At 69.2% G+C, this 18,931-nt stretch carries 18 protein-coding genes; 11 read left to right on the top strand and 7 right to left on the bottom strand.

What is annotated here, in order from left to right; all coding sequences use genetic code 11:
• Window positions 1–236: 236 nt before the first annotated feature.
• Window positions 237–1,706: a DUF2510 domain-containing protein gene (locus ACIQK7_RS00400; protein WP_403020083.1), complete on the bottom strand. Its 1,470-nt coding sequence runs from the start codon at window positions 1,704–1,706 to the stop codon at window positions 237–239.
• A gap of 461 nt (window positions 1,707–2,167) precedes the next feature.
• Between ACIQK7_RS00400 and ACIQK7_RS00395 the strand changes: the two genes are divergently transcribed.
• The gene (locus tag ACIQK7_RS00395; RefSeq protein ID WP_403023891.1) at window positions 2,168–3,634 is read left to right on the top strand and encodes an aspartate ammonia-lyase; all 1,467 of its coding nucleotides are present in this window, start codon (window positions 2,168–2,170) and stop codon (window positions 3,632–3,634) included.
• Here ACIQK7_RS00395 and ACIQK7_RS00390 read toward each other — a convergent pair.
• Window positions 3,585–4,049 (bottom strand): DUF6328 family protein, encoded by a 465-nt coding sequence (locus ACIQK7_RS00390; protein WP_403020082.1) that lies wholly within the window; start codon window positions 4,047–4,049, stop codon window positions 3,585–3,587. The two genes, ACIQK7_RS00395 and ACIQK7_RS00390, sit on opposite strands and share 50 nt — an antisense overlap.
• Window positions 4,050–4,150: 101 nt before the next feature.
• Here ACIQK7_RS00390 and ACIQK7_RS00385 point away from each other — a divergent pair, with 101 nt between their 5' ends.
• From ACIQK7_RS00385 to ACIQK7_RS00360, 6 genes are all read left to right on the top strand, one after another.
• Entirely contained in the window at window positions 4,151–4,966 is an 816-nt protein-coding gene (locus tag ACIQK7_RS00385; protein WP_403020080.1) for a hypothetical protein, read from the top strand.
• Window positions 4,963–6,153 (top strand): PrsW family intramembrane metalloprotease, encoded by a 1,191-nt coding sequence (locus ACIQK7_RS00380; protein WP_403020078.1) that lies wholly within the window; start codon window positions 4,963–4,965, stop codon window positions 6,151–6,153. The genes ACIQK7_RS00385 and ACIQK7_RS00380 overlap by 4 nt, the downstream gene beginning before the upstream one ends.
• Before the next feature lie 55 nt (window positions 6,154–6,208).
• Window positions 6,209–8,431: a HelD family protein gene (locus ACIQK7_RS00375; protein WP_403020076.1), complete on the top strand. Its 2,223-nt coding sequence runs from the start codon at window positions 6,209–6,211 to the stop codon at window positions 8,429–8,431.
• A 43-nt stretch (window positions 8,432–8,474) separates the two neighbouring features.
• Window positions 8,475–9,638, top strand: coding sequence for an acyl-CoA dehydrogenase family protein (locus ACIQK7_RS00370; protein ID WP_325210166.1), 1,164 nt, complete (start codon window positions 8,475–8,477; stop codon window positions 9,636–9,638).
• A complete protein-coding gene (locus ACIQK7_RS00365; protein ID WP_403020074.1) occupies window positions 9,638–10,297 on the top strand; it encodes an alpha/beta hydrolase in 660 nt (219 codons plus the stop codon). Before ACIQK7_RS00370 ends, ACIQK7_RS00365 begins: the two co-directional genes overlap by 1 nt.
• 254 nt (window positions 10,298–10,551) lie before the next feature.
• On the top strand, window positions 10,552–11,349 hold the full coding sequence (locus tag ACIQK7_RS00360) for a nuclease-related domain-containing protein (protein ID WP_403020072.1): 798 nt from the start codon (window positions 10,552–10,554) through the stop codon (window positions 11,347–11,349).
• 15 nt (window positions 11,350–11,364) lie between these two features.
• Here ACIQK7_RS00360 and ACIQK7_RS00355 read toward each other — a convergent pair whose 3' ends face one another.
• The gene (locus ACIQK7_RS00355) at window positions 11,365–12,156 is read right to left on the bottom strand and encodes an SDR family NAD(P)-dependent oxidoreductase (RefSeq protein ID WP_403020071.1); all 792 of its coding nucleotides are present in this window, start codon (window positions 12,154–12,156) and stop codon (window positions 11,365–11,367) included.
• A gap of 78 nt (window positions 12,157–12,234) precedes the next feature.
• On the opposite strand from ACIQK7_RS00355, the gene ACIQK7_RS00350 reads away from it, so the two are divergent.
• Complete coding sequence (locus ACIQK7_RS00350) at window positions 12,235–12,969, top strand: lysoplasmalogenase (RefSeq protein WP_403020070.1); 735 nt, start codon at window positions 12,235–12,237, stop codon at window positions 12,967–12,969.
• A gap of 12 nt (window positions 12,970–12,981) precedes the next feature.
• Here the strand turns inward: ACIQK7_RS00350 and ACIQK7_RS00345 are convergent, their stop codons facing one another.
• Window positions 12,982–13,755, bottom strand: coding sequence for a lysophospholipid acyltransferase family protein (locus tag ACIQK7_RS00345; RefSeq protein ID WP_403020068.1), 774 nt, complete (start codon window positions 13,753–13,755; stop codon window positions 12,982–12,984).
• A gap of 158 nt (window positions 13,756–13,913) precedes the next feature.
• Here ACIQK7_RS00345 and rpsO point away from each other — a divergent pair, with 158 nt between their 5' ends.
• Complete coding sequence (gene rpsO, locus ACIQK7_RS00340; RefSeq protein WP_403020067.1) at window positions 13,914–14,183, top strand: 30S ribosomal protein S15; 270 nt, start codon at window positions 13,914–13,916, stop codon at window positions 14,181–14,183.
• A gap of 69 nt (window positions 14,184–14,252) precedes the next feature.
• Here the strand turns inward: rpsO and ACIQK7_RS00335 are convergent, their stop codons facing one another.
• Both ACIQK7_RS00335 and ACIQK7_RS00330 read right to left on the bottom strand, forming a co-directional pair.
• Window positions 14,253–14,504: a hypothetical protein gene (locus ACIQK7_RS00335; protein WP_403023888.1), complete on the bottom strand. Its 252-nt coding sequence runs from the start codon at window positions 14,502–14,504 to the stop codon at window positions 14,253–14,255.
• Entirely contained in the window at window positions 14,422–15,630 is a 1,209-nt protein-coding gene (locus ACIQK7_RS00330; protein ID WP_403020065.1) for a M4 family metallopeptidase, read from the bottom strand. Before ACIQK7_RS00330 ends, ACIQK7_RS00335 begins: the two co-directional genes overlap by 83 nt.
• Before the next feature lie 123 nt (window positions 15,631–15,753).
• On the opposite strand from ACIQK7_RS00330, the gene ACIQK7_RS00325 reads away from it, so the two are divergent.
• Together ACIQK7_RS00325 and ACIQK7_RS00320 are read left to right on the top strand one after the other, a co-directional pair.
• Window positions 15,754–16,863, top strand: coding sequence for an LLM class flavin-dependent oxidoreductase (locus tag ACIQK7_RS00325; protein ID WP_403023885.1), 1,110 nt, complete (start codon window positions 15,754–15,756; stop codon window positions 16,861–16,863).
• Entirely contained in the window at window positions 16,860–17,483 is a 624-nt protein-coding gene (locus ACIQK7_RS00320) for an FMN reductase (protein WP_403020063.1), read from the top strand. The genes ACIQK7_RS00325 and ACIQK7_RS00320 overlap by 4 nt, the downstream gene beginning before the upstream one ends.
• Before the next feature lie 15 nt (window positions 17,484–17,498).
• Here ACIQK7_RS00320 and ACIQK7_RS00315 read toward each other — a convergent pair whose 3' ends face one another.
• Window positions 17,499–18,620, bottom strand: a complete 1,122-nt coding sequence (locus ACIQK7_RS00315) for a hypothetical protein (RefSeq protein WP_403020062.1) — start codon at window positions 18,618–18,620, stop codon at window positions 17,499–17,501.
• Window positions 18,621–18,931: the final 311 nt, after the last annotated feature.

The raw sequence follows: 18,931 nt of genomic DNA, 5'->3' as shown, positions 1-18,931 counted from the left end.
GTGAGCAGTGCAGTTGGGAAAGAGGCCCGAAATCTCTCAGGGATTCTGCACGGGGGATTGCGCATTCGTCGAGCGGTGACCGCGTGGTGTTTACACTGCGCGCTCACCGCCCACGGGCATGTCCGCGCCCTTTCGCTCAGCGAGACGTGCGTTTCTTTGCGCCTGCCTGGCCTGCCGGCACACAGAAGGGGCCGCATCCACGTGGATGCGGCCCCTTCTGGCGTGTGGATGACGGACTAGCCGAGTGCGCCCGACTTCCAGATCTGCGAGTCGACGCGCCAGTCGATCCAGCCGTTGCTGCGCTGGAGGCTGACCGCGATCTCGACCTGGTTTCCGGTCTCGGTCGTGCCGACGCAGGTGAACTGCACACCGATCTGCACGGCGGGGTTCGGGCATTCGACGTCGAGGGTCGTGCCGACGATCGCCGCATCGTTTGCGATGGACTGCTCGACCTCGGCCTTGAAGACCTCGGGCAGGGCCGAGATGACGATGCCGGGAACCGCAAGCACGGAGAGCATCTGAATGACGAGGAGCGAGCTCCAGACAACGATCGGCGTCATGCCCTTGCCGAACTCTCTGTTGGTCGCGACGGAGCGAGCCACCAGGTAGACGGGCGCGGTCAGGAAGGCGAGAGCCCAGTGGGCGGGTGCCCGGTGGCCTGCCGTGAGGAGCGAGCGGCGATCGAAGAACGCCAGCACGACCGCCGCGGCGTAGGCCGCGCCGTAGATCGCGAGCGTCACGACGGGCGGCACCGCCTGGGCACCCGACGACACCACGAGCAGGATCACGACCATGACCATGAGCGGCAGCATCGCGAGGGCCCACACGGAGGGCGTGTAGATGACCTGCGAGCGGTCGAGGCGTCGCTGTGCTGAACGGGAGTAGGCGTACGGCTCTTCTGGCCGCGCATACTGCGCCTGCGCTGCCGGGTCGCCGTAGGACTGACCCGGGCCGTGCGGCTGCGGGAAGCTCGGCGCATCGCTGTAGTTGACCGAGGAGCGCGCGGACCGTGGTTCCTCCGGCGCCTGCACGAAGTCGGCGAAGGGATCGCCGACGGGTGCCGACTGGTACGCCTGCTGGCCGAAGCCCGGCTGCTGCGGGTAGCCCTGTGGGAACCCTGGTTGCTGCGGGTAGCCCTGCTGCTGCTGGAATCCGGGCTGCTGCTGGCCGAAGCCGGGCTGCTGCTGGCCGAAGCCGGGCTGCGGGTAGCCCTGCTGCTCGTAGGCCTGCTGCTGTGCCTGCTGCTGTGCCTGCTGCTGTGCCTGCTGCTGTGCCGCGCGCTGCTGTGCCGCATGCTGCTCGGCGGCCCGACGCTGGGCGGCCTCCTGCTCGGCGGCGCGCTGCTGCGCTTCGCGCTGTTCCGCCTCGCGGCGTGCAGCATCAGCAGCCGCCTCGTCGGCGGAGAAATCGGGGGCCGGCTGGTTGCGTTCGATCTGCTGCGGCTTGGGCGGCTCGAGCTCCTTGAGCGTCGACATGAGCTCCGCCTTGGACATCGGCTGCTGCCGGGCGCCGTCCGCGGCCGTGCGCTGCTCGCGCTGGGAACGCCGCGAGGGAAGGTCATCGTCGGCATAGGCCAGCCGCGGTTCGTCCTGCACGATCAGTGGCGTGCGCGCGGCAGACGTGAACTCGGTCCACGAGTGGTTGTCCCACCAACGAAGTTGTGGGAGTCCCATCGGGTCCGGGTACCACCCGGCGGGTACGGTCACAACGTCATCATCTAGCAAGGCGTTAACCCTCTCTATGCAGCTCGCTCCGAATGGAGCGGGCCCTGTCCCCCAGGAAAACTGCTGTCGTGCATTGGATCCCCGCTCCCCAGGCACGCCAGAGAGTGAGAAAGACTAATCAATTGGTGCGTTCCGAGAATAGTAGCGGCAAGAGGGCCACCTGCGACATGGCCAATTTCGGGCTACTTCCCCGTCGTTCCGGGCATCCGTGGCCCCCGGACGGGGCCAGTGCGGCTGCGCGAGCCAGGGAGGCGTGCCCGCGACCTGGGCGCGGTACCGACGGTCACGCCGCCTTCACGGCCCGGATTGCTAGGCTTTCAAGCGCCATCTGGTGATCCCTACCGGGCGTGAGAGAGAAGACGATGACGATTCCTTCAGACGACACCGACAAGCCCGCGGTGACAGCACCTGTCACCATTATTGGGGGCGACGTCGACGACGAGATGGCGGGCCCCACACGCATTGATCGGGATTCGCTCGGCGAGCGTGACATCCCGGCAGATGTCTACTGGGGCATCCACACCGCCCGCGCGCTTGAGAACTTCCCCATCACGCGGCGCCCCATCTACGTGTACCCCGATCTGGTCACTGCCCTTGCGCGCGTCAAGCAGGCGGCGGCGCGTGCAAACCGGGAGATCGGCGCCCTCGAGCCCGAGAAGGCCGACATCATCGAGCGCGTCTGCGAGGAGATCGTTGGGGGAGCGCTGCACGACCAGTTCGTCGTGGGCGTGATCCAGGGTGGCGCGGGGACCTCGACGAACATGAACGCGAACGAGGTCATCGCCAACCGCGGTCTCGAGCTCATGGGTTACGAGCGCGGTGACTACCAGCACCTGCACCCGATCGACGACGTCAACCGCAGCCAGAGCACCAACGACGTCTACCCGACCGCCGTCAAGCTCTCGCTCGTCTTCGGCATCCGCAGGCTCCTCGAGGAGCACCGGATGCTCGCCGACTCCTTCGCGCGCAAGGGTGCAGAGTTCGCGGGCATCGTCAAGGTCGGCCGCACGCAGCTGCAGGACGCCGTTCCCATGACCCTCGGCCAGGAGTTCACGGGCTTCTCGAACACGCTCGTGGAGGACCACGACCGCCTGCGCGAGACGATCCCGCTGCTGAGCGAGATCAACATGGGCGCGACGGCGATCGGCACGGGCATCACCTCGCCGCCCCACTACACGGAGGCGGTCTGCCGCCACCTGGCCGAGGTCTCGGGCATCGACACCGTGACGGCGATGGACCTCATCGAGGCCACGAGCGACACGGGTGTCTTCATGACGGTCAGCGGCACGCTCAAGCGTGCGGCGGTCAAGCTCTCCAAGATCTGCAACGACCTGCGGCTCCTCAGCTCGGGCCCGCAGTCCGGGCTTGGCGAGATCTTCCTCCCCGCCAAGCAGGCGGGCTCGTCGATCATGCCGGGCAAGGTCAACCCCGTCATCCCCGAGGTCGTCAACCAAATCGCCTTCAGCATCATCGGCGCCGACGCGACCGTGACGGCGGCGGCCGAGGCCGGCCAGTTGCAGCTCAATGCCTTCGAGCCCGTCATCGCCCACAGCATCCTGCAGTCGCTTGCCTGGCTGACCAACGGATGCCGCACCCTCCGCATCAACTGCATCGATGGCATCACACCCAATGTGCAGCGCCTCGCCTCCGAGGTGGAGACCTCGGTCAGCGTCGTGACGGCCCTCACCCCGTACATCGGCTACGTGGCGTCTGCGACGCTGGCGCACGCGGCGCTGACGACCACTGCGTCGATCGCGGACCTCGTGGTGGAGAACGGCTACATGTCGGAGGAGGAGGTGCGGCGCGTGCTGAGCCCGGAGCGGCTCAGCGGCATCGTGCCGACCACCTCGGCGATCCCGATCATTCCCCGCGCTGACCTCGATGGCCAGGCAGGGCAAACCAGAGAATGACGACGACGGCGACGCAGGCGATCGCCGCGATGATGCCCGCCGTCCGGCCCAGCACGATGTCGACGACGAGGGAGAGCGTGCCGGCCAGCACGACGGCGACGCCCACGAGGGTCGCCTTGACGAGGCGGTCTGCCCACTCCACGACCCTGTCCTTCTCGCCGCTGCGGAACAGGCGGCGGTGCAGGCTGACGGGAGCGAGGCCCACGGCTGTGGTGCCGATCGCGACGAAGACGAGCGACATATAGAGGGTGACCTGGTAGGCGTCGAGGTCACTGAAGCGGGGCTGGAACGCGATCGTGAGCAGGAAGCCCGTCAAAATCTGGGAACCGGTCTGCGTCACGCGCAGTTCCTGCAGCAACTCAGACCAGTTGCGGTCGAGCCGCTCGCTCTTCGACTCGTGACGGCTGTACTCCATGCGACGCATCATATGCGCGCAGTCGCATGTGCGGTGCTGACAATCGGCCGGGCCGGTGTGCCCGCTCGACTTGCCCGCGCGCAGCGGGTAGCTTCGACGAAATGAACTTCTGGTGGGATGCCACGCTCTGGCTGCTCGTGCTGTGGCTCAGCGCCCTCGTGTTCCAGGTCGCTGATGTCGGCACTGCCTGGTACGACGTGCGTTCCGCGCGCACGCGCAATGTGCAGTTCGCCCGGCGCCGAGCCCATGAGGTCTTCTGGGTCGTTCCCGCTGCCGCGCTCTCGGCGCTCATCCCGGCCTTCGGCATCGCGGTCGGTGCCGGCCTCGTACTCGACCAGGAATGGCAGCTGGCGGGGGGAGTGCTCCTTGCGCTCGCTGTCATCCTCGTCGTAGCCGTCGGGCTAGTCGTCGGCCTCGTGCGGTTGCTCACCCGCGATGTGCAGGGCTACGGCGTGCTGCGCATGCGGGTCAAGGATGCGAAGGCGCGCAAGGTCACGAAGGATGACATCGCGCGCTGGCGTGCCGAGCTCGAGGTGATCGACGCCCGCGAATCGGTGCGTCACGAAGACATCGCCAGGTGGCTCCGGCTCATCCCCATCGTCTTCGGCGTGCTGGCGCTCGCTGCCGCGTGGGTCGCGATCGGGCAGGACCTGCGGGCCGACGGCAGCTCCGTCACGGCATGGCCCCTCCTGGGCCTTGCTGCGCTCATCCCGCCGGCCGCGAGTGCCGTGCTCGCGGCACGCGGTGCGCGCCTCTCGCTCAGGGCCCGCGCGGCCTGGGGCGTTGTGAACGGGCGGCAGCGCGAACAGCTCGTGCAGGCCATCGAGGTGCTTGAGCGTCGCGCCAACCGCGGCGTCACTGGGCTCAGCGATCGCGTGAACCGGGCCCTCAGCATCCTGCGCGAGCAACAGCTGTGACCTTCGGCTCGCAGGCGAGCGAGCACCCTGCCGCCAACCCGCAGCCGGTGCTGCACTCGACGCAGCCAGTGCTGGCCGGGCGCCCGCGCGGCGACAACACCGTGCTCGTCTGGGCGATCGTCGGCTACGCGGTGCTCTCGCTCATCGCGCTCATGGTCACGGTCTACCTGCTCGCGTTCCTGGGGGCAACCGCATTCGTCGTGGCAGGCATCCTGGCCCTCGTTCCCCTCGCGATCGTGCTGCTCGGCATCTCGTGGATCGACCGCTGGGAGCCCGAGCCGCGCGGTGCACTCGCCTTCGCCTTCCTGTGGGGTGCGGCAGCCTCGGTGGCCATCGCGCTCCTCTTTGACCTGGGCGTGCAGCTCGTGGCGGCCGTCGTGGGCATCGGTGATGGCTTCTGGTCGCTGTTCCTGAGCCTCGTCGTGCAGGCGCCCATCGTTGAGGAGCTCGGCAAGGCGCTCGGCCTGCTGATCCTCTTCTGGGTCGTCCGTCGCCAGTTCGACGGCCCCGTCGACGGCATCGTCTACGGTGCGATGATCGCGGTCGGCTTCGCCTTCACCGAGAACATCCAGTACTTCGGCCTCGCGCTCGGCGAGGCCCAGGGCTTCGGCGAGGTGGGGGAGATCTTCGTCATGCGCGGGCTCATGTCGCCCTTCGCGCACGTCATGTTCACGGCGTGCACGGGCGTGATCATGGGCTTCGCCTCGCGCAGGGCCACGCCATTCGGCATGGTCGGCTGGGCGGCGCTTGGGCTCGTGCCGGCGATCCTCCTGCACGCCTTCTGGAACGGTTCGGCGCTCTTCGTCACCGACTTCTACGCCTACTACTTCACGGTGCAGGTGCCGCTCTTCGTCATCGGTTTCGTGATCGTGTACTTCCTGCGGAGGCAGGAGCGCGATCTCACGATGCGGCACCTCCAGGAGTATGCGGCCGCAGGGTGGTTCACCGCACAGGAGGTCGGGATTCTCTCGACCGGCCAGGGCCGTCGGGCCGCGGCTGCGTGGGCGCGCAGTCACGGCATCGGCGACGCCTTCGAGCAGTTCGCGCGCAGCGCCACCCGGCTTGCCTTCGCCCGGCACCGGATCGTGCTCGGCAGGGACCGCGCCGCCGCGCACTATGACGAGTCGGTCATGCTCGACCGCATCGTCGACGCGAGGCGACGAATGGATGGATCCGCGAGCGTCTGAGCCTGCCAGCCGGTGCCGTAGACTTGAGGGCCGGAAATTTCTGAGGGGCTGCGGAGTGATCGAAGACGGGCTGGACCACGAGCGCGACTACGTGTCGGGGCTCTATGCGCGCCTCGACGAACTGAGGGCTGACGCGGAGCGCCAGCTCGTGGCCGTGCGTGCACAGGGCGGGGGAGGCACCCACCAGGGGCGCACGGAGCGTGACACCTTCGCGCGGCTCTACGAGGACCGCATCGCGCAGCTGCGCGATGTGACTGAGCGCCTCGCCTTCGGCCGACTGCAGCTCGAAGCATCCGGCGATGCGGATGACCCGGCGAGCCGTTACATCGGCCGTATCGGCCTGCGCGATGAGGAGCAGCGCCCCATCCTGCTCGACTGGCGTGTGCCGCAGGCGAGCGCGTTCTACCAGGCGACTGCGGCGACGCCCCTGGGGGCGCGGGCGCGACGCCACCTCATCTCCCGCGGCCGCGAGGTCGTGCGCATCGAGGACGAGATATTCGACTCCGAACTCCTCACGGAGGGCGGCGGACACCAGGGGGAGGGCGCCCTGCTCGCGGCGCTCGGGGCCGAACGCACCGGTCGCATGAACGACATCGTCGCGACCATCCAGGCGGAGCAGGATCGCATCATCCGCTCCGACCTCGCGGGTGTGCTGGTCGTGCAGGGCGGCCCCGGCACGGGAAAGACGGCCGTGGCCCTGCATCGGGCCGCCTACCTCCTCTATACGCACCGCAAGCGCCTCGGCAATTCGGGTGTGCTCATCGTCGGGCCCTCGGCGTCGTTCCTCCACTACATCGAGTCGGTGCTGCCCTCGCTCGGCGAGACGGGCGTCGTGCTGGCAAGCCTGGGCGGCCTCGTGCCGGGCCTCCAGGCGACGGCGAACGATGAGCCCGCTGTCGCCGCGCTCAAGGGGCGCGGCGGGATGGCGGAACTCATTGCCCGTGCCGTGCGCTCGCGCCAGCGGGTGCCGGCCGCGCCCGTGCCCATGCTCGTGAATGGCGACACCGTCATGCTCGACCCGTCGACGGTCGAGCGCGCGATCGCTCGAGCACGGGACACACGCAAGCCATACAACGAGGCCAGGGTCACCTTCGTGAAGACCGCTCTCGGCGAGCTCACGAAGCAGTGGGCGGCGCAGCTGCGGGCGCAGGGCAACACGATCGACGGTGCCGACCTGCCGATGCTGCAGGAAGACCTGCGCACGGCCCACGACGTGCGCGTCGCCCTCAACACGGCGTGGTTGCCGCTGACGCCACAGAAGCTGCTCCAGGACCTCTACGCGCGGCCGCAGTGGCTCGCCGAGCTGACCCCCACCTGGTCGGATGCCCAGCGCGCCCTCCTGCGCAGGCCCCGGGATGCCCCCTTCACGGTCGAGGACGTGCCGCTCCTCGACGAGGCCGCCGAGCTCCTGGGCGAGTTCGACGCTGTGGACGCCGCCCGCAAGCGGGAGGAGAAGCAGCAGCGCAAGCGCGACATCGAGAACGCCGAGCAGGCCATCGAGAACATGCAGGTCGACGGGATGATCGACGCGAAGTCGCTCGCCGCGAACTTCGCCGAGACGGGCATCCGCGTGACCACCTCGGAGCGGGCCGGGAGCGACCGCTCGTGGACCTACGGGCACATCGTCGTCGACGAGGCCCAGGAGCTCTCGCCCATGCAGTGGCGCGTGCTGCTGCGGCGCTGCCCGCTGCGCTCCTTCACGATCGTGGGGGATATCGCGCAGGGCTCAGCCGCGAGTGCCGCGCCGACCTGGCGACAGGCGCTCCGCCCGCTCGTGGGCCGTAGCGCGGAGGCGGCGCGCTGGCGCCTCGAGGAGCTCACGGTCAACTACCGCACCCCGAGCCAGATTGCCTCGGTCGCGGAACAGTTCGCGATCGCCCACGGCCTACCCGTGACCCCGTCGAAGGCCGTGCGCAGCACGCCGTGGCCCGTCGAGTTCGCGGATGATGTCGTGACGGCGGTCGAGGCGATGCGTTCGGGTTCGACGGCGGGCACCATGGCGGTCGTCGTCATGGAGGGCGCGCTCGAATCGGTGCTGGCGGCCCTCAGCGAGCGCTTCGGTGACCTCGTCTCGCGTGGCTCCGAGAGCCTCCTGACCCCGATCGTCGTGATCTCGCCGCAGGATTCGAAGGGCCTCGAGTTCGACTCGGTCGTCGTCGTCGACCCTTCGGGCATCGCGGCGGCTCCCCGGGGCGTCAACGCGCTCTACGTGGCGATGACGCGGGCGACGCAGCGGCTCACGATCGTGGGGGAGTTGCCCGCCCCGGCGGCGGACTAGCGGCATCCTGTATCGCCTCGCCCCAGCGTGGGATGCTGAGTGGGTGAGTATCCTGCCTCCGAAGCTGCTCGAGACCATCCGTTCGCGGGCCGACCGGCACGACCGCGAGAACTCCTTCCCGCACGATGACCTGCGCGATCTCGCGGAGCTCGGGTACCTGCGCATGCTGGTGCCTGCGAGCTTCGGCGGCCTGGGGATGTCCCTCCTGGAGGCGACGCGCGAGCAGGCCCGGCTCGCCGGCGCGGCGCCGGCGACCGCGCTCGCCGTCAACATGCACCTCGTGTGGACCGGGGTTGCGAAGCTCCTGCACGAGCGGGGCGACTCGACGCTCGACTTCGTGCTGCGCGAGGCTGCTGAGGGTGAGGTCTTCGGGTTCGGAATCAGCGAACCGGGCAACGACCTCGTGCTGTTCGGCAGCACGACCACTGCGGAACCGTCCGCCGACGGCGGCTACCGCTTCACGGGCACGAAGGTGTTCACGAGCCTGTCTCCCGTGTGGACCAGGCTCGGCATCTTCGGCAGGGACGATTCCGGCGCGGAACCCCAGCTCGTGCACGCCTTCGTGGAGCGCGGATGCGAGGGCGTCGAGATCCTCGACGACTGGAACACGATCGGCATGCGCGCGAGCCAGAGCAACACGACCCGGCTCGTGGGTGCCTACGCGCCGGCTGACCGCGTGTTCGGCCAGCGCCCGCTGGGGCCCTCCGCGCATCCGCTCGTCTTTGCGATCTTTGCCAACTTCCTGCTGCTGCTCTCCTCCGTCTACGCGGGCGTCGGTCAACGCGCACTCGAGCTCGGGGTCGAGGCGGCGAAGGCACGTCGCTCGCAGCGCACGGGACTGACGGCCGACCAGAACCCCGACACGCGCTGGAAGCTCGCGGATGCCGCGCTCGCGCTCGACGGCTTCATGCCGCAGCTCGAGGCGGTCGCCCGCGATGTCGACGAGGGGGTCGACCGCGGCGACCAGTGGTTCCGCGCCCTCACGGGGGTCAGGCTGCGCGCGACGGAGACGGCCAAGTTCGTCGTCGAGCAGGCCGTGCGTGTGGCGGGGGGGCGGTCGTACCGCAATGGCGACGAACTGGGCCGACTGATGCGCGATGTGCTCGCGGGTGCCTTCCACCCGAGCAATGAGGATTCGGTGCACTCGACCGTGGCCACGGCACTGCTGGGGCCGCTCGAGCAGCACCCGACAGGAGAGGATGACTGATGTCAGAAGCACTTGAGGTCGACGATTCGCTCGTCGTGTGGTCGGAGCCGAGGGAGACGCTGGGCGAGCGCCCCCTCGTGGTGTTGCTGCACGGGCGCGGCTCCCACGAGCATGACCTGATGCAGCTCGCCCCCGTGCTCCTGCCTGGTGTCGTGTACGCGGCCCTGCGTGCACCCCTGCCGTTCTTCGGCGGCGGCTTCACGTGGTTCCCGCCCGCGCAGCCTGGCCTGCCCTCCGCCGAGGGCGTCGCGGCGGCGACGCGCGGCATCCTCGCCTGGCTCGACCGTGTTGCGCCGACAGGCCCGGTCGCCGTGCTCGGCTTCAGCCAGGGCGGCGCCCTCGCGACCCACCTCATGCGCTTCGCGCCCGAGCGTTTCGCCGCCTTCGTCAATCTCTCCGGCTTCGTCGTGCCGGGGGAGTGCCCCGCCGATGACCGTCTCGCCGAGCTTCGTCCCCCGCTCTTCTGGGGGCGCGATGTGGCTGACCCGGTCATCCCGACGGAGGCGACGGATGCCACGGAGCGCTGGTTGCCCGCACACTGCTCCCTGACACGGCGCCGCTACGACGGCATCGGTCACGGCATCTCGATGGAGGAGGTCGAGGACGTGCGGGAGTTCCTGACGCCGGTGCTCTTTTCCGCCGCAGAAAACACCCCGTAACGGACTCATCGCCCGGTGCGGCACTTGGTGCGGCTCTTCCGGGCGATGAGTTGTTCTACATCAAGCTTGCGCCTCCCCGCGCGGGGAATCAAGCCCCTTCCGCAATAACTTTCCTCACTCATCCGCGGCCCCCGTCAAGGGGATACCGCAAACCCCCGGCTCGGGCGATGCTGTTGGCACGGGTCCCCTGTGGTCCCGTGCCGGGCGACCCGACGCGCGGGGCGAGCACTCCACCATCGGTTTGAGACGGGTCCATGACTGACGACGACACAGCGGCCGCCGTGCGTGCCGACCCCACTGCCATCCGGAGTTTTCTCCAGGCACAGTCGGCGGTCGCGCCTCGCGGCTGGCTCGCGCGTCTGCTGGGGCGGAGCCCCCTGAGCGTCGAGAGCCGCTCGTGGTTCTGGGCCGCGGCCGGCGAGTTCGAGGTGTGCCGCAGCCTCTCGGGACTGCATTCCTCCAACCTTGTGCTGCATTCCGTGTCGGCCAGCTTCGAGGGAAAGCTGATCGACCACGTCGTCGTTGGCCCCGCTGGCGTCTTCGCGGTGCACGCACTGTATGCGGCGGGGGAGGAGGTCGTGGTGTCGGCGCTCGGCCTCCGTGTTGCGGGGCATCCCCTGCCTGAGCTGCGCCGTGCTCGGCACTCCGTTGGGGCCGTCGAGCGCTGCCTCATGGAGGAGGCTGGGGGCGAGGTGCGCGTGACGGGCGTGCTGGCCGTAATCGATGCGGGCGCCGTCACGATGACGGAGCGCCCGCTCGATGTGGCGGTCGTGGACGCCCGGGCACTCACACGGTGGATCCAGCGGCAGCCGCGAACGCTCACAGACGAGCGCCTCGCCGAGCTCGTGCAGGCCGCATCGAGGCCCGCGACGTGGGCGCGGGAGGTGACTCCCGGATGCGTCGACGCGGCAGACACGGCGGCCTTCACGCGGGCGCGCGCCGAGGTCTTTGCTGCGCGCCTGACCCGGCAGCTGTGGATCCTCCTGGGTGCTGCGTCTGTGGCGTTCGCGATCGTCGCAATCGTCCTGGCTCGGATCCTCTCCGGTGCGTGAGCGAGGCCGGGGGCTTCAGCGACGAGGCTTGAGTGCGCCTGCCGCCACGACACGATCGGGAAGAAGGCGGGACGCGGCCACGATCAGCTTGTAGCGCGTGCTCGGCACGACGACGGCGCGGCCTCGGCGCGCCCCGGCGAGAGCTGCCCGCACGACGCGGGGCGGGTGCAGCCACAGGGGCGAGGGGATGGTGTCGGTGCGCACGCGCATCCGTTCATGGAACTCGGTGCGCACGAACCCGGGGGCGACGGCCGAGACGGTGACGCCGTCGCGGCGGTATTCGAGGTTGGCCCAGCGGGTGAAGCTCAGCACCCACGACTTGGCGGCCCCGTAGCTTCCCCGCGGCGAGTACGCGGCGACGCTGGCGACCGTGATGATGGTGCCCTCATGCCGCGCCCGCATGCTCCGAAGGGCCGCGTGGGCGAGTCGAAGCGGGGCGGTCACGAGCACGTCGAGATGCTTCTGCTCCTCCTCGATGTCGTTGGCGTGGAACGGTCGCGTGAGTCCGAATCCCGCGTTGTTGACGAGCATCGAGATGGGGGAGGCCTCGTCTGCGAGGCGCTCCGCGACGCGGTCCACCTGCTCGCGCACGGAGAGGTCGGCGGGCAGCACCTCGACGTGCACGCCGTGCGCGCGGGCGAGCGCGTCGGCCGTCTCGTCAAGCCGAGCCGCGTCGCGCGCGACGAGCACGAGGTCGTGACCGCTCGCGGCCAGCTGCCGGGCGAACTCGAGGCCCAGCCCGGCGGTCGCGCCCGTGATGAGGGCACGGCCCGCCGGGGTCGATGCGTCGCGGCTTCGCTGGGTCATGATGCGTTCACGCTACTGCGGATGCGCCACCCCGAGCCAGGGGCGCGCCACTCGCCCCGACGGCGCTACGCTTCGGACATGAAGATCGCCCCGCGGAACCGCGTTCTGCTCGCTTTCGCGCCCTATGCCATCGTCGGTGCCGTGCACCTGGTGGCGCTCGCCGCTGTCGCTGGGGGTGCGGATGCCGCGGCGCTCGTCGCCCTGACCAAGCCGCTGCTCATGCCGCTCCTGCTCCTCGCGTTCCTCCTCAACGCTGCCGGAGCGCGGCGGTCCGTCATCCTGCTGGGTGCGGCGGCGATCGCACTGTCGTGGGTGGGCGATATCGCCCTCATGCTTCCCGGCGAGGAGTGGTTCCTCGCTGGGCTCTGCGGGTTCCTGGCGGCCCACGTCTTCTATGTGCTCCTCATCGTGCGCCACCTGACCGTCCGGCGGCTCCCGCTCGTCTCGCTCGCCTATGTGGGCTGGTGGATCGCGCTCGTCGCGCTTCTCGCACCCCACGTGGGCTGGCTCGTCTGGCCGCTCGCCGCGTATGGAATCGTCCTCGGGCTCATGGCGGTGTCGGCGACGCGCGCAATCGTGCCGGTGGGGCTCGGCGGCTTCCTGTTCCTCTTCTCCGACACCGTGCTCGCGGTCGCCCGCTTCATGCCGAGCGTCGAGCTGTGGCAGCCGGGCTTCATCGTCATGCTCACCTACATCGCGGGGCAGGGGCTCATCATCGCCGGCGCGGTGCGGCACCTGCGCGCCGAGCGCGGACCCGCTCGCGAGCCCGTGTCGGCCGTCTCGCCGGTCATCCGCGTCGACAGCCTCGGCTGAGCGCAGCCAAGGTCACCCCTCTCGCGACTGGCGTTCGAGACGGCGCCGCCGGTCGCGTTCAGCATCTGCGCGGGCGGCCTCGTCCGGCGTGGGTGCCGTGCCACCGCCTTCACGCGGCTGCCACCACTGCCCCGCGCCCGAGTCGGGGTAGCCGTCCTGCGCCTGGGTGACGAGCCACCGCAGCTCCTCCCGCAGCGCCTCGGTGCCGGTCTTCGGGTCATCCGTCGTCGTGGGATGCATCGCCCGCCCGATGGCGAACGACACGGGAACGCCGAAGCGCTCCCTCGTGCGGATGCGGCGGTTCTTCGTCAGCAGGCGATGGCCGCCCCAGACGGCAACGGGCACGAGGGGCACCCCGGCCTCGGCCGCGAGGCGCACGGCGCCCGTCTTGAGCTCCCGCACCGTGAACGATGCGCTGACCCCGGCCTCGGGGAACACGCCGATGAGTTCGCCCCGACGCAGCGCCGCGATGGCGTCGGCGTAGGCTTCGGCGCCCGCCTCCATGTCGACGGGGATGTGTCGCATCCCGCGCATGAGCCAGCCGACGACGGGCTTCGAGAACACGGACTTCTTGGCCATGAACCGGATGCGCCGCCTGTTGTGGCGCCAGGTTGCCCACTCCACGAGGGCGAAGTCGAGGTAGCCGAAGTGGGTCATGGCGATGACCGCGCCGCCTGTATCCGGGAGGTTCTGTGCACCCGTCACGAGCGGCCTCAGTCGAAGGGCGGAGAACAGGGCGCGCCCCGCCGTGATGGCCGTCGTGTAGATGGGTTCTCTGCTGCTCACCCGGCCAACGCTATGCGAGCACGATCCGTGCACGCTGTGGCGCGGACGGCAGGGACCGGTGGTAGACTTGCGCAGTTGCCGTTAGAACGGCCGCGGAGAAAGAGAGCTGGCACATCCTGTGACCGGCACCGCGCAACGAGAGGAAGGGGATCCCATCTATGGCTCTTGAATCAGACGTCAAGAAGGCGATCATCGAAGAGTACGCGACCCACCCGGGCGACACGGGTTCCCCCGAGGTCCAGGTTGCAATGCTGACGCAGCGCATCAAGGACCTCACGGAGCACCTCAAGGAGCACAAGCACGACCACCACTCGCGTCGTGGCCTGCTCCTCCTGGTCGGTCAGCGTCGTCGACTCCTCGGCTACCTGCAGGACGTCGACATCAACCGTTACCGCTCGCTCATCGAGCGCCTCGGTCTGCGTCGATAACCTCTGGAGTCGTGAGTCGGTCTCCCTTCGGGAGTCTCCGATGACACCGCGATCTTCTTGGACGGGCCGTCACCTTCGGGTGGCGGCCCGTTTCTCGTCTCCGTCGCTGTCCCCCGCGGCCCGCACTCGCTCGAGCAGGTCCTGCCACGGCCCTGTGAACTGGCCCTCTGGCACCTCGCACTGCCAGTAGGGGCGCTCGGCCGTGGGCGGTTCGCAGGTCACCAGGTAGACGAAGCGATCACGCTGGCCGGTGTCGTTTGCGACATCGTCGCGCGGGATGCGGGTGAGCAGTTCCTCCCATTCCGGTTCCTGCGGGTCGATGACGGCGCTCCATTGTCGGCTGAGTCCGGCGAAGCCCCCGCTCCGCACAATGGTGAGCTTGACCTCGTGGTCGTTCACTGTGGCACCCCACGGCATCCCAGCCCTCCCGCACTGCTCGGGTCTCGGGGGAGTCCGCTCCGTAGCGCGCGCCCGCGGCCTCCACGGTCGCAGCCGCGAACACCGTGAACGTGACGGTGCGGCTGAGGCGCCCCGAGGTGAGGGTGTCGTACCAGACCTGGCCGGCGCGCTCCCAGGCGTTGCCGCCGATTGCGATGGCGGCAAGCGCGAATGCGCGGTTGGGGATCCCCGAGTCGAGGTGCACCCCGCCGTTGTCTTCGTTCGTGACGATGTAGTCCCGCATGTGCGCAGGTTGCGGGTCGCGGCCGATGACGTCGTCGTCGAAGGCGGTTCCAGGCTCAAGCATGGATCGCAGGGCGCGCCCTTGCACGAGCGGGGTGAAGAGTCCCTCGCCGATGAGCCAGCTGGCCTCGTCGCTGCGCTGGCTGAGCGCATACTGCTCGACGAGCGTGCCGAAGACGTCGGAGATCGACTCGGCGAGCGCTCCGCTCTGGCCCTGGTACTCGAGCCCCGCCGCGTGCTGTGTGACCCCGTGCGCGAGCTCGTGGCCGATCACGGTCAGCGAGCGCGTGAAGCTCTCGAAGACCTGCCCGTCGCCATCGCCGAAGACCATGCGACTGCCGTCCCAGAAGGCGTTGTCATAGCGATCGCCGTAGTGCACGACGGCGTCGAGTCGCATGTTGTGGCCGTCGATGGATGCGCGCCCGAAGGCGTCAAGGAACATCCGGTGCGTGTGTCCGAGGCCGTCGTGCGCCTCGTCGACGGCGGCATCTCCGCTCGCCGGGTCGCCTTCCTCCCGCACGATGCGGCCCGGCAGCGTCGTGGTGCGCTCGGCGTCGTAGATGGTGCGACGCGCTGCCGCGACGCCGTGCATCCCGGGAGCGGGTGCCAGCGCGTCGGCCGAGGCGGGCACTTCGCAGCGCTGGCGGCGCATGGGTTCATCGACCAGGAGTGAACGGCGTGCGGATTCCGAGGCGGCCGCGTAGCGCGGGTCATCGCTCTTCGCGATTCGGGCGAGGAGGTACGGGGGCACGACGGAGCAGCGCATGCCCCGATACTCGCACCCGCCCCCGTCATTGAGAAGGTTCGCAAGGTGGGAATATCCGGGGCATCCGTGCGTTTGTCTTGATACATGCAAACGTATCGAAGCAAGGAGAAGGACATGGGGCAGATGCAGTTCGGCATCTTCAGCGTCGGCGACATCACCACCGACCCGACGACGGGCCACACGCCCACGGATGCCTCGCGCATCAAGGACATCGTGACCATCGCGCAGCACGCCGAAGCCGTGGGCCTCGACGTCTTCGCGATGGGGGAGCACCACAACCCGCCGTTCTTCCCGTCGAGCCCCGTCGCGATCAATAGCTGGCTCGCCGCGAAGACCGAGAAGCTCATCCTCTCGACCGCCACGACGCTCATCACGACGAACGACCCCGTGCGGCTCGCGGAGGACTACGCGATGCTCCAGCACCTCTCCGACGGTCGCATGGACCTCACGCTCGGCCGCGGCAATACCGGCCCGGTCTACCCGTGGTTCGGCGAGGACATCCGCCAGGGCATCCCGCTCGCACTCGAGAAGTACGCCCTCCTGCGTCGGCTCTGGCGGGAGGACTTCGTCGACTGGAGCGGCCAGTTCCGCACCCCGTTGCAGGGCTTCCAGTCCACGCCGCGGCCGCTCGACGGGGTCGCCCCCTTTGTCTGGCACGGCAGCATCCGCAGCCCTGAGATCGCCGAGCAGGCGGCGTATTACGGTGATGGCTTCTTCGCCAACCACATCTTCTGGCCAGGCTCGCACACGGCGAAGATGGTGAACTTCTACCGCCAGCGCTTCGAGCACCACGGCCACGGCACGGCCGCGCAGGCGATCGTCGGCCTCGGCGGGCAGGTCTTCATGCGCAAGAACTCGCAGGACGCCGTCACGGAGTTCCGCCCCTACTTCGACAACGCGCCCGTCTATGGCCACGGCCCGAGCCTCGAGGAGTTCACCTCGCAGACCCCGCTCACGGTCGGCAGCCCCCAGGAGGTCATCGACCGCACGCTGGGCTTCCGCGACTACGTGGGCGACTACCAGCGCCAGCTCTGGCTCATGGACCACGCTGGCCTTCCTCTCAAGACCGTGCTCGAGCAGCTCGACATCCTGGGCGGCGAGGTCGTGCCGGTGCTGCGCGAGGAGTTCGCCAAGAACCGTCCCGCCGAGGTTCCGGATGCCCCGACTCACGATGCTCGCAAGGCAGAGGCCGCGGTTCAGGCCGCCGCAGAGAAGGCGGAGGTCGCCTCATGACCGCCACACGCCGTCTCGCCGTCGTCTCCGGCGGGCTCAGTCAGCCCTCGTCGACGCGCATGCTCGCGGACCGGCTCGCCAAGGCGACCGTCGAAGCGCTGGGGGAGCGCAGCATCGAGGTCGATGTCACGACCGTCGAGCTGCGCGACCACGCGCGGGACCTCACGAGCATGATGCTCACGGGCTTCGCATCGCCGGCACTCGAGGCCACGATCGACGCCGTCACGGGTGCCGACGGACTCATCGTCGTCAGCCCCGTCTTCAGCGCCTCCTATAGCGGGCTCTTCAAGTCGTTCTTCGACGTGATCGACCCTGCCTCCCTGGAGCAGATGCCCGTGCTGCTGGGGGCCACGGCCGGCACCCCGCGCCACTCGCTCGTGATCGAGCACGCCCTGCGTCCGCTCTTCGCCTACCTGCGCGCCGAACCGGTCGCGACCGGTGTGTTCGCGGCGACGGACGACTGGGGCTCGGAGGCCGGCGGCGAACTCGCGGCCCGCATCGAGCGGGCCGCACGTCAGCTCGCGAGCAGGGTCGAGGCGAGCGACCGCGCGGGTGCGAATGACGACCCATGGGGCTTCGCGAACGCGGCAGCCGGGCTGGGTGGATTCCAGCCCAGCTGACGGGCGCATCGGCGCTCAGGCGTTCGCGCCCTCCTGCTCGAAACGCAGCATGGCGGCGATTCCCGTCGACCCCGGCAGGTCGCTTCGGCGCACCGCGTGCACCGTGCCGCCCGTGCGGATGACGCGCATGGCGATCTCATCGAAGATGCCGAAGGTCGAGGCCTCCGTGAGGGGAGGGTCGCTGACCTTGCCGTCCTCGGCGATGAGGCCCTGGGTGTCGTCGGCCATGTCGAAGAGCAGTTCCTCGACAGCGCCGACGGTGGCGGCCCGCGCGATCTCCTGCAGGTCGACGCTCGCGCGGCCGTGGTTCAGTCGCGTGCCGAAGGTCTCGCGCCAGGTGGCGAGTGAGCGCTCGTAGTCGTTCACGAGCACCTCTCGTGCCGCCGTGTCGAGGTCCTGCAGGCTGAGGGATGACGGGTTCGAGTCGATGCCCTCAGCGAGCAGGCGTGGGTACGTGTTGGCTTCCCGATATGCGGTCGCGAGCTCGTTGCTCGCGGCGAGCACGAGGCGGGGCTCGCGCCCATCGATCGCGCGTGTCACGGCGTCCTGCACGATGCGGCAGTACTTGCGGAGCTCGATCTTGTCGCCCATCGCCCCCTTGGCCCTCTGCCGGTCGGCGCCCCCATCGTTCTCGGCGTGCTCGAGCACGCTGCCGAGGTCAGCGGGCAGTTCGAGTGGCACCTCGGTCGGGCCGGTGTCTGCAGCGATGGAGGCGAGTCGCACTGAGCCCTCCGTGATCGCGAGCACGTAGCCGGTGCGCGCGAGCGCGATGGAGCGCAGTACGGGGCCGACGTCGAAGCGGTCGGCGACCGCGACTCGTGCGGGGACGGCCGTTCGCACCCTGTACTCGCGGGCGAAGTCCGGCGACGCGAAGACGACGGCGCCCTGGGCGAGATGGGTCCAGAAGTCGCCCTCGACGAGGTCGTCGAGGTTGCGGCGCACGGCGGCGCGGGCATCCGTGCCCACCCCTGCGGCCTCTAGTTGCCGCTCGGCCTCGCGGACCGAGTTCTTGTAGTCGAGGCGCAACCGCTCGACCTCCGAGGCGACAGGAGACGTCGGCATCGAGATCATGACGCTCGCAATCGAGCGGCGGTCGGCCAGTTCGGTGATGTCTTCAAGTGTCGGTGTGGCCATCATGCCTCCACGGTAGGCGCGGCTCGCCTGCCCGTCCTGTGATGCTCATGTGATTAAGAGGGATGCCGCGCGCCCCTGTCCCGCCCGGGGAGTCGCTGATAGACTCCCCGAGGTTGCAGTCATGCGACCAGAGCAAGAAAACAAAACGGAGCAGGCCGGCACGAGGCTGGTCACCGGTGGTGAGTTCCCGTTTCCCGCACAGGGGCACGGTGGTTTTCTACTGTTGGCCAGAGCCCGGCGCCCGCGCAAACGCGTGTGCCCCTGACTGCCCGCTCCTGCTCCGATGTATGAGTCGCGCCCACACGGGGGGCGAC

The organism is Salinibacterium sp. GXW1014 (assembly GCF_044769865.1).
Lineage (GTDB): Bacteria > Actinomycetota > Actinomycetes > Actinomycetales > Microbacteriaceae > Homoserinimonas.
The sequence above is the reverse complement of the archived record's forward strand: the minus strand, read 5'-3'. Positions and strand labels throughout refer to the sequence as shown.

Bases quoted from the DNA above. Each gene is read 5' to 3' on its own strand.
- ACIQK7_RS00355 (WP_403020071.1), bottom strand. From the start codon at position 12,156: ATGACCCAGCGAAGCCGCGACGCATCGACCCCGGCGGGCCGTGCCCTC.
- ACIQK7_RS00315 (WP_403020062.1), bottom strand. From the start codon at position 18,620: ATGATGGCCACACCGACACTTGAAGACATCACCGAACTGGCCGACCGC.
- ACIQK7_RS00330 (WP_403020065.1), bottom strand. From the start codon at position 15,630: ATGCGCTGCTCCGTCGTGCCCCCGTACCTCCTCGCCCGAATCGCGAAG.
- ACIQK7_RS00350 (WP_403020070.1), top strand. From the start codon at position 12,235: ATGAAGATCGCCCCGCGGAACCGCGTTCTGCTCGCTTTCGCGCCCTAT.
- ACIQK7_RS00320 (WP_403020063.1), top strand. From the start codon at position 16,860: ATGACCGCCACACGCCGTCTCGCCGTCGTCTCCGGCGGGCTCAGTCAG.
- ACIQK7_RS00395 (WP_403023891.1), top strand. From the start codon at position 2,168: ATGGCGGGCCCCACACGCATTGATCGGGATTCGCTCGGCGAGCGTGAC.
- ACIQK7_RS00325 (WP_403023885.1), top strand. From the start codon at position 15,754: ATGCAGTTCGGCATCTTCAGCGTCGGCGACATCACCACCGACCCGACG.
- ACIQK7_RS00360 (WP_403020072.1), top strand. From the start codon at position 10,552: ATGACTGACGACGACACAGCGGCCGCCGTGCGTGCCGACCCCACTGCC.
- ACIQK7_RS00365 (WP_403020074.1), top strand. From the start codon at position 9,638: ATGTCAGAAGCACTTGAGGTCGACGATTCGCTCGTCGTGTGGTCGGAG.
- ACIQK7_RS00385 (WP_403020080.1), top strand. From the start codon at position 4,151: ATGAACTTCTGGTGGGATGCCACGCTCTGGCTGCTCGTGCTGTGGCTC.
- rpsO (WP_403020067.1), top strand. From the start codon at position 13,914: ATGGCTCTTGAATCAGACGTCAAGAAGGCGATCATCGAAGAGTACGCG.
- ACIQK7_RS00390 (WP_403020082.1), bottom strand. From the start codon at position 4,049: ATGGAGTACAGCCGTCACGAGTCGAAGAGCGAGCGGCTCGACCGCAAC.